This window comes from Capnocytophaga sp. oral taxon 902 (assembly GCF_013394735.1).
Classification (GTDB): Bacteria; Bacteroidota; Bacteroidia; order Flavobacteriales; family Flavobacteriaceae; genus Capnocytophaga; species Capnocytophaga ochracea.
In genome coordinates this window covers 1,509,152-1,522,600 of record NZ_CP058261.1, presented here as the reverse complement: position 1 = coordinate 1,522,600, position 13,449 = coordinate 1,509,152, and the positions used below count along the sequence as shown (strand labels likewise).

The window sequence follows — 13,449 nt, the reverse complement described above, 5'->3', positions numbered from 1 at the left end:
TTAAGAGAAGTCAGCCAGCTGGCGTAGCTGAGTATGTGAAAGGGGGGAGAGGTTACCCTCTTTTGAGAAACGCTACCCCTCGAAACCTATGCCCTATGGCGTGTGACCTAAGCACTAAAAGAAAGTTTAATAATAATTTAAAAGCAGACAAGATGAAAAATGTAAAAACAAGGAAAGACAATTTCTTTGAAGAGATTGTCGCTGAAGAACTGAAAGAACTGTCTGGAACCAATAAAGTTGCCGAGACGAACCCCGACGAGATGCCCACAGGACATCTAAGTAGCGAAGAGTTTCTCTACACCACCCCTTTTAACGAGAAAAACTCACAGCTCTCCAAGAATGCCGACAACGACTTAGTAGAAAACATTATTTACACTCCTTAAATAAAAAGCCCCTCGCTCACGCGAGGGGCTTTTTTGCTCTTTCTCAAATTTGCTATTTTGCTATTTTGTACTACCTTTGCAAAAAAAGAAGAATACAATGCGTTTTTTGAGTTATATCATAGCTTTTTTCACTCACCCCATCTGGTTCCCTATCTACGGAGCTATGGTGGTGCTTTTTAATATCCCTTTCCCTCTCCCTGTAGAGCAAATGAAGGTTACGTGGCTATTATTACTGATAGTTACCATTGCTATCCCTACACTCATCTACCTCATCTTGTTTGTAATAGGCTGGTTGCAGAACCCTTTTATCATTCCGTTAGAAAAACAAAAATGGCTCTTGTACGGCTATATAGCAATGCTCTTAGGGGTAGCTTTTGGCATCACCCCCATCGACCCCTATCCTATCCTCTACTTCTACGTGATGAACTTAGCCATCAGCTGTTTTATAATTTTGTTTTTACATTTTCTGCGATTGCAAGTCAATATGTTTGCTATGGGAATGGGCGCGCTTACTACCTTCTCAGTATTGCTCAGTATTGCCGTAGAAAAAGATATGACCTACATAGTAGCCTTTTTCTTATTCCTCAGCGGAGCCTGTATTTCAGCACAAGCTTACCTCAACCAGAAGTCCTTATGGCTAATGTTTTTAAGTTGGCTCATTGGGGTTTTACCACAGCTCTCGCTACTGTTATTGTTCAGAAATCTAATTTTCGCAATGTAGCAAATTAGCTATTTAAGTCTTTAAACAAATTATCCCTATTATTCATTGCCTACCAATTACCTAAGTAGCACCATTTACCTCCTTAATAATTTACATATTATTCACGGATTTCCACCCCACCCCTCTTTTTCCCCCATCATCACATTCCCCCTTTGAAGGTAGCCAGCAATAGCTGGATATGTGTAAAGGGGGGGTGTCAGCTTTTCCAGCTTGTCCCCCTTCGGGGGTTCGGGGGCTTACCCAATAAATGACTCGCCACAGTTTCCCTCTTTTGGAGGTAGCCAGCGACAGCTGGGTATGTGAGAAGGGGGAAAGGTTTCCTTCACTTTTTTCGTCACTACATTCCCCCTTTTGAAGGGGGCTAGGGGGATGTTTCTATTACACGTTCCCATTTACTAATTTTCTAATTTGCTAATTCCCTAATTATCCCTTCTCCTTTCCGTCATACTCCCCCTAGTGCCTATGGCCTAAGACCTAGTGCCTCTTCCTCTTTCTTTCGCCTCGAAACCCCGTTTTTAACATTTTTAGCCTTGTTATATTATGCTATGAATCAACTATTTATATACCCTTCCTATACCAATCGTCCAAGATTCGTATAAGCTTCCTATAAGCTCTCTATAAGCTAACCCCACCCATCTTATACCCTTTTTTCATCAAAAATCCTTCCTCCACTCTTCCGAACTTCTCCGTTTCCTTCCGAATTCTCCTAACAGTCCCAACTATCGCTTTTTCATCTCAAACTTTGCCCAAGTTAATCGCCCGTCGTGCTACGACTGCCTGTACGGCTCGCACCTTTGCCAAAGTTGAACAAACTAACAATCCCTCTGCTGGTTTACAAGGCGTAGCCTTGATTTTGTTTAATTTTTTTTTGATTTCTGAGGCACAGCCTCATTCCTCTAATACAACCTCACACCCCATTTCCTCATTCTCTCATTTCCTCATTTCCTCATTTTCCTCGCCCGTCGTGCTACCGACCTACTTCTTCAAAAACCCTTTTAAAAAGGCTATTTGTTCGTCCTTTTCTTTCAGCCTTGCCTCATACGAAGCGATAAGTCTCTCTATCGTCTCTTTATTCTCTTGATAAAAGTGCTCTATTTTTTGAGCAGAAATATTAGAATCTTTATTATAGCTGTTATGTTGCACCCAACTCTCCCCTATGTCTAAAAGTTCACTTACAGGAATGCCCAAAACAGTGGAGATTTGGAACATTCTCTCCACCGAAAGTTTAGTCTCGCCTGTTTCTATTTTTCTATAAGCAGGAGGAGTAACCCCTAAATCATCAGCCATATTTTCATACGTATAGCCTTTTTTGCTTCTTTCTTTAGCAATTCTTTCTAATATTTTGTTTATTTCCATACCAAATATATACTATTAGTTTTCTTGGCAAAGGTAGGAAAAATACACTAATGCGCAATTTTTTTTAACTAAAAGTATATTTTTCATAAACCAATAGTTTATTTTTTCTTCTTAAAAGTATTGCGGAATTCAAAAAATACAGTATACCTTTGTAATGTGATTTAAAACCAATGCATTTTATGAAATGGAATAACAGCACTATCTTTATTGCTTTATCAGCTACTTATATAGCGCTTTCTTATATCTCATCGGCAGTGCTAAACCTAAACGGGGTAATGGCACATTCCTTATCCGAACAACTCACCGCCGAACAGATTAACGAAGTACTCTCATTTAAAGATAAATGGCAATGGGTAGGCTATGTGTTCGTTCCTATACTACTACTGATAAAAATAAGCGTTACCGCCCTGCTGATAGACATAGGTTGTCTGTTTTACAATGAGAAACTACCTTATAAACAGCTTTTTCGTATGTCGCTATTAGGCGAATGTATCTTTTTAGCCGTCCCTATTGTTAAGTTGTGTTGGTTTGCGTTCTTTCAGCCCAATTTTACTTTGGACGACGTGCAGTATTTCTATCCGCTTTCAGCACTGAATATCACAGGGTATAAAGGTATTGCTGTTTGGTTTATCTATCCTTTGCAAGTGCTGAATTTATTCGAAATAGCCTATTGGTTTTTTATGGCAGTACAACTGAATAAAGCTATCGGTAGCACCACCGGCAAAGGAATTAACATTATGGCAAGCGGTTATGGGGTAGGCTTACTCTTATGGGTAGTATGTGTGATGTTCTTTACCTTAAATATTTCGTAATATGAAGAAATCAGTCATAAAGAAACTCATTATAGCAGTCGTACTACTATTTCTAAGTTTTATGGGCTTTCAAATTGTACAAAAGCTACAATACAAAAAGCAAGTACAGCAAAAACTCAGCACTTTGCCCGAGTTTAGCTTTCAAACCTTAGAAGGGAGTGTTTTTACGAAAGCGAACCTTCCTAAAAATAACAAAGCAGTTTTTATCTATTTCAATACCGAATGTGGCTATTGTTTCTATGAAACCAAAGACATTAGCGAGCAGTTAGAACATTTTAAAGCAACCACATTACTACTCGTCTCAAACGAGAGCAAAGAAGCCATTAAAGCCTTTGCCATAAAGCAAAACTTACTGGGTAAAGACAAGGTAATATGCTTGCAAGACAGTGCTTATACTTTTGCCAAACAATTCGAAGCCAATAGTATACCCTATATATTGGCGTACGATGCGCAAGGCAAATTACTACTCAGGCATAAAGGACAACTAAGAGCCGAAAAACTATTACAGCTCTTAGGCGAAAAATAAAATCATCTGTTAAGGAGAGGAGCAAAAAAGCTAGCGTTTGTGGATACTTCTTTTAGATGATACTCACCAATTTATTAATTTAATACTTTTTAAGCTATGAAAAAGTTAGAAATCAAACAAATGGAAGAAATTCAAGGAGGAATTGACTGTACTCCTGAAGGAAAACTTTCTTATGTTGGAGGTGCTGCCCTTGGAGGAGCAATTTTCTTTGGAGGGTTAGGAGGGGCTGTTCTCTGTGCTTTTGGTATGATTGTATATGCAGAAACAAAGTGTAGAAATATCAGTCAAACATATTTGGTGCCCCAAAAGATAGAATTAATAGATTTAGAAAGTTAATTCTACTTTACTTTTGTTTAACTATAATTAAATATTTCATATTATGAAAAAATTAAATCTAATTGAAATGGAAAGCATAAAAGGAGGCGATCGTATCGAACAATTTTGTGCTGGTTTTGCAGGTGTAGCTGCTATTTATGAGATAGCTGTTATAGCAAATCTTTGGAACCCAGTGGGATGGGGAGCACAAATTGCAGGAGCTGCAATAGGATTAGGTTGTGCTGGTTATGCTTTAAGATAGATGTTAAAGCTATGAAAAAATCAGTACGTTATACCTTGCTTGTTATAACACTTATAGCAGCTGTTCCTGTTTTTATGAGACTTTTCACCGATTATGAAATAAACAAATGGGTGATAGCTTCATCATATGTAATAATATTTGGTAGTGGGTTAATTACTACCTATTTATTAAAAAAGAAAAAAGAGCATTAGCTTGCTTTAGTGTATATTTTTAACCTTAACAACCCTCATTTAGGGTTTCTTAAATGAGGGTTGTTAAAACCTTTTGTTTTTGAGGCACAAGCTAAAAAAATAATTACAGCTTATTATGCGCATTTTTGGCAATTTATTTAGGCTTTTTATAGTAGCTATTACTATCGTATTATTCTATCTTGTAGATAAGACAGAAGGGAATATCGTTTTGTACAACATTGTATTAAATATTTTTTCTTTATCTATTTTTATTCCTTTAGATAACTTTAAAGAAAATAAATACATTACTTTCAAAGAGCAAAGTTTATATATCCCTAATTGGGTAGTATTGTTGTTGCCTTTACTAATGGGGCTCTTTTATAAAATAGAAAACACTTTTTCTATCCTTGAAACAGTAGTATTAGTTGTAGCTTTGCTTATCTTGGCAACAGTTATTGTTAAACTAAGTTTATATCTTTTAAAATTCAAGAGGTATTACTATATTTATATATGTATTATGGGGATACTTCTCCAAAACTATATAGCTTTTTTTAGCGATACATTTTTTAAAAATATATCCTTTATCTTAGCCTTAAGTGTAGCAGGAGCAGGCTTCTTGTATGAAGAAAAGAGAAAAGAACAATCTGTATGAAAAGAGAAGATTTATCTAAAATATTTATAGCTTTATACGCTGTATTATTAACCCTCTACATAATAGTCATTGTATTTGCTTTTGAGAAAGAACATTTCACCGAAGCCTTTTTAATGGACTCAGTAGTGTTCATCTCCTTGCATTTGGTTATCCCTTTCATATATCCCGAAAAGTATAAAGAAGGGAAGGTGCTGGCTAATGTAGGTCAGTTGCTCAAAAATCCTTTCTTTATAGGGTATTTTGTATTAAGCAGTGTATATCTTTGCAAAAATATCATAGGCTATCAGTGGTACGAAGTGCTTTTAGCACATATAGTAACTGTTCTTGTAGTGCTTCTTGTTTTAGAGGCTTTAAGGCAGTACATAGCTAAACACTATAAAAAGGAATATTATATTCCTATTTGTTATTTTATACTATTTCTTATCATTCTCGCCAAACTCATTTGGTTTTAAAGTAAAGAAACATTTTTTATGGTTCTCAAAAGAAGTATATTCCCGTTATGCAATATCACAGTGGCTATAAATGGTGAAAAGGTGAAACTTTCTCCAGCAAAAAAGGTAGTAATACCCCTTAAAGAAGCTGAAAGCTACTGTATAGGAGTAACAATGCCTCTCCTTTTCAAAAAGGATCTTAAAACAGTATCTCATTTGTCAGAAAATACCGTTATAAACATCAAAAGTCGTCTTTCTGATAAATATTATTTATTAGCAGGAAGTTTTACTTTAATAGTTTGTTTCTTGCTTTTCTTTGGAAAGATACCTATGTTATTTTTTAGTGTAGTTTTACTTTTGTACATTATCCCTATATCGTATTATAGTTTTCTTAAAACAGATAGGTATTTTGTAATTGAAATTAATTGATACTATATGAAACCTTACTTAAGAAAGGATTTAAGAAGCGTTATATTTGTAGTTGCTTTTCTTACTGCAGGAGTTAGCATTGCTTACGTTGTAGTAACGAATCCTGAACCTAGAATATTTTGGTCTATGATGATCAATGTTTTTGTATGTGTATCCACTGGTATATCTGTTGGTATAGACATTTACAAAATACGAAAAGAAGAAGAAAAAGAACAACAAGAGCGTTAGCTTGCTTTATAAAATTTAACCTTAACAACCCCATTTAGGGTTTCTTAAATGAGGGGAGTAAAAATACTTAGTTATGAATCCCAGAAACCCTATTGTTATTATAGCAATGATACTCCTCGCTTTGGGTAATACTATCTATGCTGTAGTGGAATATTTCCATAATGAAGGAGGTATTGCCCAAATAGTATCGGGCATTCTATTCGTTATTACTTTTTTAGTAGTATATTTTGAGACCAAAAGGAAAAAAACTAAAAGCTAACTAACTTTATCAGCTCTTCTGTTATATGCCTCTCTCCCAAAAACTTATTCACAAAACCTTTGTACTTCAGCACGACCAAAGCGATTGCGGAGTGGCTTGCTTGTTGTCTCTTGTCCAATATTACAGTGGCGCGCACACCTTAGAAGAACTCCGCTCCCTTAGTGGTACTACCGTGCAAGGCACTACCCTATTAGGGCTTTACCAAGCCGCCAATTCCATAGGTTTTGAGGCAGAAGGCAACGAGGCTGATATAGAAGTTCTCAAAGCCTATAACGCTCCGCTTATACTGCATTTAACTATGGGCAACTTAGAGCATTATGTAGTGTGCTATGGCTTTGAAAAGGGTGTATTTATCATCGGAGACCCCGCCAAAGGTATTATAAAACTATCTCCCGAAGAATTAAACAGCCTTTGGCGCTCTAAAACTTGTCTAACACTCACCCCTACTCCGCAGTTTAAAAAGAAAACAACACAGCAAAAAGCACAGTTTAAATGGTTTTTAAACCTCATTCAAAAAGACGTACGCCTGCTTCTCATCAGCGGACTCTTAGGCACGGTTATAGCTGTTTTAGGTTTAGCTATGGCTATCTTCTCTCAAAAACTCATCGATAATATCCTCCCCTCAAAAGACGTCGGCAAACTCATTCAAGGCGTGCTATTGCTCACTTTCTTGTTATTGGCACGCATTGGTATTTCAGTAGTGAGAGAATATTTCTTACTCTTGCAAGCCAAAGACTTCAATACGCGTATCAATGAGCAGTTTTTTAGCAAACTCCTCTACTTGCCCAAATTCTTTTTCGATACACGCAAAATAGGCGAATTAGTAGCTCGCCTAAACGATACCCAGCGTATTCAACGGGTGATAAAAATGCTCGTGAGTGCTACGTTCATTGATATTTTGGTAGTGTTTATCACCTCTGCATTCTTGTTTTACTACTCTTGGCAAGTGGGCGTATTCACTTTGCTTTCCATTCCCATTTACTTTTTCGTCATTCATAAAAACAATGCTAAAATCGTTGCCTTACAACGCGAAGTAATGCAGAGTTACGCTTTGGTCGAAAGTCATTATATCAATACCTTTCAAGGCATTACCGATATAAAGATAGGTAATAAACAAGGGGTCTTTTCAAAAGTAAACAAGACTATTTTTCTATCTTCACAAGAGAAAGCTTTTCAGTTAGGTAAAGTAAATATCAAACTCTCTTGGATTTCAGGGGCGATAAGCGTCATTTTCTTAGTGAGCATACTCGTTTACAATGCCATACAAGTGCTAAACGGAACATTACTATTAGGCGAACTGATGGCTATCCTCTCAATGGTAGGTTCTTTATTGCCCTCTGTTCTCAATTTAGCCCTGATAAGCATTCCTATCAACGAAGCTAAAGTGGCTTTTGCTCGTATGTACAATTTCACAGCCATACCTCCTGAGCAAGAAGAAGGTGAAAATATCCACACTATCAATAGGATAACCATAGAAAACGTATCGTTTCGCTTTATAGGTAGAAAACCTATCTTGCACCATCTTTCTTTACAAATAAACAAAGGCGAAATAGTGGCTGTTATAGGTGAAAATGGTTGTGGTAAGAGTACGCTTGCCAATCTGTTATTACAGTTTTACCCTCCCGATGAAGGTGTTATTTACATCAATCAGCAATACCCTTTAAACACTATTGCTACAAAGAGCTATCGCAGTAAAGTAGCCTATATTCCTCAAGAAGTAGCTATTTTCAACGGAAATGTATTGGATAATATTTTATTAGGAACTCCTTGTAAAGCAGAAGACCTCTTGGCTTTTCTTAGTGAATATGGTTTTGACACTTACTTCAATCAGTTTCCACAAGGCTTAGCTACTCAGCTAGGAGAGAAAGGTGTAAATATCTCAGGCGGACAAAAACAACTTATTGCCTTTGCGCGAGCGCTGTTTAAGAAACCTCAATTGCTCATTTTAGACGAAGCTACCTCAGCAATGGATAGGCATACCGAAGCTTTTGTACATAGGATACTCAATCAAATTAAACGCGATAATCTTACACTCTTTATTTCTCATCGTTTGCATTCCTTGCAACACTTCGCCGACCGTATTTGTATTTTAGAAAACGGCACCGTAAGACATTCAGGCACTCACAACCACCTTATGCAAACCCAAAACTTCTACAGCGATTTCTTTCTAAGTAGTAAGCCTACCTATTAATCTCAGTTCAATATAATATATAACACTATTTTTCACCCGCCCGTCTTACTACGACCTTACATCCCCTTCGTCATTCGTCATTCGTCCCTCGTCATTTCTTCCCTTTTCCGTCATACTCACTCCTAGTGCCTATTGCCTAAGGCCTATCACCTATTCCCTTTTCTTTCGCCTCGAAACCCTCTTTTTGCCATTTTTAGCCTTGTTGTATTATATTATTAATCAACTTTTTACATACCCTTTCTATACCAATCGTCCAAGATTCGTATAAGCTTCCTATAAGCGCTCTATAAGCTAACCCCACCCTTCTTACAGCCTTTTTTCATCAAAAATCCTCCCTCCACTCTTCCGAATCTCTCCGATATCTTTCTATCTCCTTAGCTCTTCCCAATAAAGCCTTTAATCTCGTCTTGCTTCTGTCCGACAAATCTGAATCGTCCGAGAACTCCATTACTGCCCGTCGTGCTACGACTGCCTGTCGCTTCTCCCGCATTTCACAGGGCGCAGCCTTGATTTTGTTTAAATTTTGTTTGATTTCTGAGGCACAGCCTCATTCCTCTAGCTCGCATCCCATTTTCTCATTTCCTAATTTGCTAATTTTTTTCCTGCCCGTGTGGCTCACACTGCCTGTACGGCTCGCACCTTTGCCAAAGTTAATTATCAGTATTTCTGGTATTATTGACATTTACCCCATTTTCTAATTCTCTCATTTTCTCATTTCCTAATTTCCCCGCTTGTCGTGCTACAACCTCACACCGTCACTACATTCCCCCTTTGAACGGAAGTCCGCGATAGCGGAGTATGTAACAAGAGAATGTTTCTTTTCAACCAAGTAACCCTATTTGTGGCTTGTCCCCCTTCGGGGGTTCGGGGACTTTATACTAGCACAATAATCTTTTTTATCCACATTTCCGGCATCATTGCACTAATTTGGCACTATTTTCGTATACTTTCTCTTAGAAACACAAAAACTATATCCCAAAATGAAAAACATATCTTATTTTTTATTGTTATGCCTCGCCCTACTCATAGGAGCTTGTGGCAACCGAAACGCTTATAAACCCGTTGATCGTGGAAGCAGTACCACCGAATACCCATATGAAAGCTCTGCCACCGATTACCGAGAAGAAAACCGAGAAGAAAGTAGTGGCGAATTAGCCGAGATAGCCGTAGTTGGCTACGGCGAAAAGAGCGCTAAGAGAAAATCTTCTAAAATAACAGGCGATGTTAGCAGAAGTGACGAAAGTACGATGTCAGCTAAAATGTCGGTAGCAAAAGATGTAGCAACCAGCAAACCAGCGAAACGCACTGAACCTAAGCACCGCAAACATCGTCCCGAAAGCGACCCCCAACCTCAGTCCGGCTTGGTAACTGCCGGCGAGTGGAACGACCTCAATAGTTGGGATTTCTACCAAAAAACGCTCAATAAAAATGAATTTGCTTCTTTCCCCGAACATTGGCAAATGTACACCAATCACCGTATAGCGGTACTTGTAACCGCTAATGGTAAGCCTGCTGTGAATGTTACCGTTGCGCTCTATCGCAACAATACCCTGCTATGGACAGCTAAAACCGATAACACGGGTAAAGCTGAACTATGGGTGAGTGCCTTCCAAAAAGAAAAAGAGCTTAACACCGAGCATTTGCGCCTAAAAGTAAACGACCAATGGGTGAACACAGAAAAAGCAATTAGCGAAAGCACACTTAACCGTATTGCGCTTAAAAATGAAGTAAAAAAAGCATCAAACGAAGTACAAATTGCCTTTATGGTAGATGCTACGGGCTCAATGAGTGATGAGTTAGAGTTCCTAAAAATGGACTTGAAGAACGTAATCAGTAAGGTAGAAGAAGGAAATAAAAACCTCAAAATAAGTACAGCTACGGTCTTTTATCGCGACGAAGGCGATGAGTATGTAGTCAAACATTCTGATTTTACTAAGGATATCAATAAAACCATTCAGTTTATTAATAACCAAAAAGCTGATGGTGGAGGCGACTTCCCCGAAGCAGTACACTCAGCCCTCAACCAGCTCAACAAACTCCAATGGGACAACGAGGCACGCACACGTATTGCCTTTTTAGTACTCGATGCTCCTCCACATCACGAAGATAAGATACTCAAAAGCGTACAAGCATCAGTTAAAACCGCTGCCGAGAAAGGTATCAAACTCATTCCTATCGTAGCCAGTGGTATCGATAAGCCCACCGAGTTCTTAATGCGTTTTATGGCAATATATACCAATGGTACCTATGTCTTTATCACCGACGACAGCGGTATAGGTAACGCCCATTTAGAACCCAGTGTAGGGGAGTATCAAGTCGAAAAACTCAGCGACTTAATGATTCGCCTTATCAAAAAGTATACTGAATGATCTGGCTCACTTTTTGCTACACAAGTCTCAGCTTTTTAACTTTTAATTTTTTATTCAAATGAAAGCACTTCCCCTATTAGCACTATTTCCGCTATCTCTTATAGCCCAAAACCCTATTCCTGCTGGCTCTTACAAAGCCAGCTCTCTTGGCAATGCTTTGGAGCTTAGGATAGGTAATAACAACACTTACGAATTGGTAGGCGCTTCGGGCAACTATACCTTAAAGGACAAAAAATAGAGTTCTCTTCCGATGCGTCGTCTTTTTTGGTTGAGAAGAAACAGAGCAATAGCTCTCAGTTGCAAATTACCTTTAAAATAGGAACGGGACTCTTTGGCGACCCACATTTCTTATATGTAGGCTACGAAAACAACAAAGGTGAAGTGGAATATGTGTGTGTACATAACAAAATCACGTCATTAGAAAATGTAGAAAAAACAAAAGACAGCAATGGAGTTGGTTATTACGTATTAGAAAGTTTTGAAGTGCCACGTACTGAAAACCTTTACTTAGTGAATGCCCATTCAGTAGCTTTCAACAATAAATCCAAAGAAGTAATTATTGAGAAATATCCTATCGGAAAGACAACCAATGCCGTGGAAGTAGAATTTTTAGGAACCAATAATATGCTTAATTTAAAAGGCACTTACAACCCCGATAAAGGAACAATTTCTCTTACCGAAGGCGATTCCGATAACGCAATTCTGTTCAGTAACAAGGCAAGCACTCCTAATCCAGCAAAAGTAGCCCGTAGCAATAAGGAAAATGTAAAGAATTGGAAATATCTCATCGCTTTTGAGGAAGAACAGGATATCCCCGAATATAATCCTGAAAAAAGAGCTAAGCAGAAAAACCAAGCAGATATTTCACTACCCAAGAACTTGAAAACTGCCCTTGCTTCAGCCGATAAATATAGCCGTTTGGTAATAGTCTTCCAACAACCCGATAACAAAGAGGCTCAACAACAATTCGCTGCCCTTTTTGCCAAATATAAAGAAGAAGGCGGTAGCAATGGCTATCCGTATGAACTCTATTTGGCTACTACCAAAGATATGAAAACCCTCAAAGCCAAAGGCGTACCTACAGGTAACCAAATGGCTGTGCTTGACGTAGCCGGTAATCTGCTCTACAATCAGCCCTCTACTATCGAAGAGGTTGCCAATGACGAAATAGTAACAAGTGATACTTACGGACAGCAGTTCGGTACAATAGCAATGGCTCGTGCGCTCGACAAAGCTTTGGGTAACCCTAAACTCTCTGTAAAAGACCTACAAGCTATTTTTACCACTTTCCTCAAAAAGGACAGCCAGCGTGTGTATTTGTTAGCTAAAAATCGTCCCGTGCAAAAAACAGGCGATGCTAATGAGGAAGAAGCCTTCGACTATATAGCGCAAGAGCAAGAAGATTACTTCTCCGATTTCAAAAACCCCAAAGGCATCTACCAAATGCAAATTACCCCTGAGCAAGTAACTACCCAGTGGCAGCGCATCATAAACGCTCATAAAAACGATAGCAAACTCGATTCCGCATATGCTTTCTTGCTCGCTCTTAATAGCAATGATAGCGATTATTATTACCGAATTTTCAATGCCGAAAAGCCTGCTTCTCTTGCTGATGTAGATGCAATCGCTTATTTGGTGAAGTTCAGCGAGGAAATTAAAGCACATAACGAAAAACTCATTCCTAAAAACGATGACAATACAGACTATCAACAACGCTTAGAGAAAGGCGTAATAGAAGCAAACTATGGACACTTCAGTACTCTTCTCGACCGTCTTGTATTTAATGACAAAACTCTTTTTGAACCTGTAAAAGCCGTTTATATCGAAGGTGTCAAAAAGAACGTACTTACCGCTGATGATTACATCGATTTTCTCTATGAAAACAACGTAGAAGAAGCCAGTGCTTATTTCGGCGAATACTATAAAAGCCTATTGAAGAGAGATAGTAACCTCATTGTAGCACTCGATAAGGCTTTTTCCGAAAGCGATGAAGAAAACAGCTGGAAGTATTACAAAATGCGCTTTGCTAACCGCGCCAATAACATCGCTTGGAAAGTGTACGAAGAACATAAAAACGACCCTGCTAAATTAGCAGAACCCTATCAGTGGGCAAGCTCGGCAGTACAGTTAGAACCCGAAAATCCTTATTACTTAGATACCCTCGCTCACCTCTTGTACATACGCGGTGAAAAACAAGAAGCTATTAAGCTCGAAGAAAAAGCCGTAAAACTCCTTTCAAAAACTAATGATGAATTTGAGTCCCAACGCCAAGAGGTAAAAGCTAATCTCGAAAAGATGAAACGAGGAGAGATGTAGTGCCTCATTTTCTCATTCCCTTATTTGCT

15 protein-coding genes and 1 pseudogene are annotated in these 13,449 nt (G+C 38.3%); 15 read left to right on the top strand and 1 reads right to left on the bottom strand.

Annotated features, from left to right (window positions below; translation table 11 throughout):
* Positions 1-152 precede the first annotated feature (152 nt).
* Both HW278_RS06550 and HW278_RS06545 read left to right on the top strand, forming a co-directional pair.
* Positions 153-383 carry a hypothetical protein gene (locus HW278_RS06550; protein ID WP_178977325.1) on the top strand — a complete coding sequence of 77 codons (231 nt, stop codon included), beginning with the start codon at positions 153-155 and terminating at the stop codon, positions 381-383.
* Positions 384-480: 97 nt separating this feature from the next.
* Entirely contained in the window at positions 481-1,104 is a 624-nt protein-coding gene (locus HW278_RS06545) for a hypothetical protein (protein WP_178977324.1), read from the top strand.
* Positions 1,105-2,079: 975 nt separating this feature from the next.
* On the opposite strand, the gene HW278_RS06540 is transcribed toward HW278_RS06545, so the two are convergent.
* The gene (locus HW278_RS06540) at positions 2,080-2,460 is read right to left on the bottom strand and encodes a helix-turn-helix domain-containing protein (protein WP_178977323.1); all 381 of its coding nucleotides are present in this window, start codon (positions 2,458-2,460) and stop codon (positions 2,080-2,082) included.
* Positions 2,461-2,639: 179 nt separating this feature from the next.
* Here HW278_RS06540 and HW278_RS06535 point away from each other — a divergent pair, with 179 nt between their 5' ends.
* The 13 genes and pseudogenes from HW278_RS06535 (at position 2,640) to HW278_RS06475 (ending at position 13,420) form a co-directional block, all read left to right on the top strand.
* Positions 2,640-3,272: a hypothetical protein gene (locus HW278_RS06535; protein WP_178977322.1), complete on the top strand. Its 633-nt coding sequence runs from the start codon at positions 2,640-2,642 to the stop codon at positions 3,270-3,272.
* 1 nt (position 3,273) lies between these two features.
* The gene (locus HW278_RS06530; RefSeq protein WP_178977321.1) at positions 3,274-3,798 is read left to right on the top strand and encodes a TlpA family protein disulfide reductase; all 525 of its coding nucleotides are present in this window, start codon (positions 3,274-3,276) and stop codon (positions 3,796-3,798) included.
* 96 nt (positions 3,799-3,894) lie between these two features.
* On the top strand, positions 3,895-4,134 hold the full coding sequence (locus tag HW278_RS06525) for a hypothetical protein (protein WP_178977320.1): 240 nt from the start codon (positions 3,895-3,897) through the stop codon (positions 4,132-4,134).
* Between the two features lie 43 nt (positions 4,135-4,177).
* Positions 4,178-4,375, top strand: coding sequence for a hypothetical protein (locus HW278_RS06520; RefSeq protein ID WP_106096071.1), 198 nt, complete (start codon positions 4,178-4,180; stop codon positions 4,373-4,375).
* An 11-nt stretch (positions 4,376-4,386) separates the two neighbouring features.
* Positions 4,387-4,566, top strand: coding sequence for a hypothetical protein (locus HW278_RS06515; protein ID WP_178977319.1), 180 nt, complete (start codon positions 4,387-4,389; stop codon positions 4,564-4,566).
* Between the two features lie 208 nt (positions 4,567-4,774).
* A complete protein-coding gene (locus HW278_RS06510; RefSeq protein WP_255493535.1) occupies positions 4,775-5,197 on the top strand; it encodes a hypothetical protein in 423 nt (140 codons plus the stop codon).
* Positions 5,194-5,649, top strand: a complete 456-nt coding sequence (locus HW278_RS06505; protein ID WP_178977317.1) for a hypothetical protein — start codon at positions 5,194-5,196, stop codon at positions 5,647-5,649. The genes HW278_RS06510 and HW278_RS06505 overlap by 4 nt, the downstream gene beginning before the upstream one ends.
* Before the next feature lie 18 nt (positions 5,650-5,667).
* On the top strand, positions 5,668-6,057 hold the full coding sequence (locus HW278_RS06500) for a hypothetical protein (protein WP_178977316.1): 390 nt from the start codon (positions 5,668-5,670) through the stop codon (positions 6,055-6,057).
* 6 nt (positions 6,058-6,063) lie between these two features.
* Positions 6,064-6,285 carry a hypothetical protein gene (locus HW278_RS06495; RefSeq protein ID WP_178977315.1) on the top strand — a complete coding sequence of 74 codons (222 nt, stop codon included), beginning with the start codon at positions 6,064-6,066 and terminating at the stop codon, positions 6,283-6,285.
* 73 nt (positions 6,286-6,358) lie between these two features.
* Positions 6,359-6,544: a hypothetical protein gene (locus tag HW278_RS06490; RefSeq protein ID WP_009421428.1), complete on the top strand. Its 186-nt coding sequence runs from the start codon at positions 6,359-6,361 to the stop codon at positions 6,542-6,544.
* 25 nt (positions 6,545-6,569) lie between these two features.
* Positions 6,570-8,735, top strand: coding sequence for a peptidase domain-containing ABC transporter (locus HW278_RS06485; RefSeq protein ID WP_178977314.1), 2,166 nt, complete (start codon positions 6,570-6,572; stop codon positions 8,733-8,735).
* Positions 8,736-9,715: 980 nt separating this feature from the next.
* Entirely contained in the window at positions 9,716-11,104 is a 1,389-nt protein-coding gene (locus HW278_RS06480) for a hypothetical protein (protein WP_178977313.1), read from the top strand.
* Positions 11,105-11,162: 58 nt separating this feature from the next.
* A pseudogene (locus tag HW278_RS06475) lies at positions 11,163-13,420 on the top strand (hypothetical protein).
* Positions 13,421-13,449 lie beyond the last annotated feature (29 nt).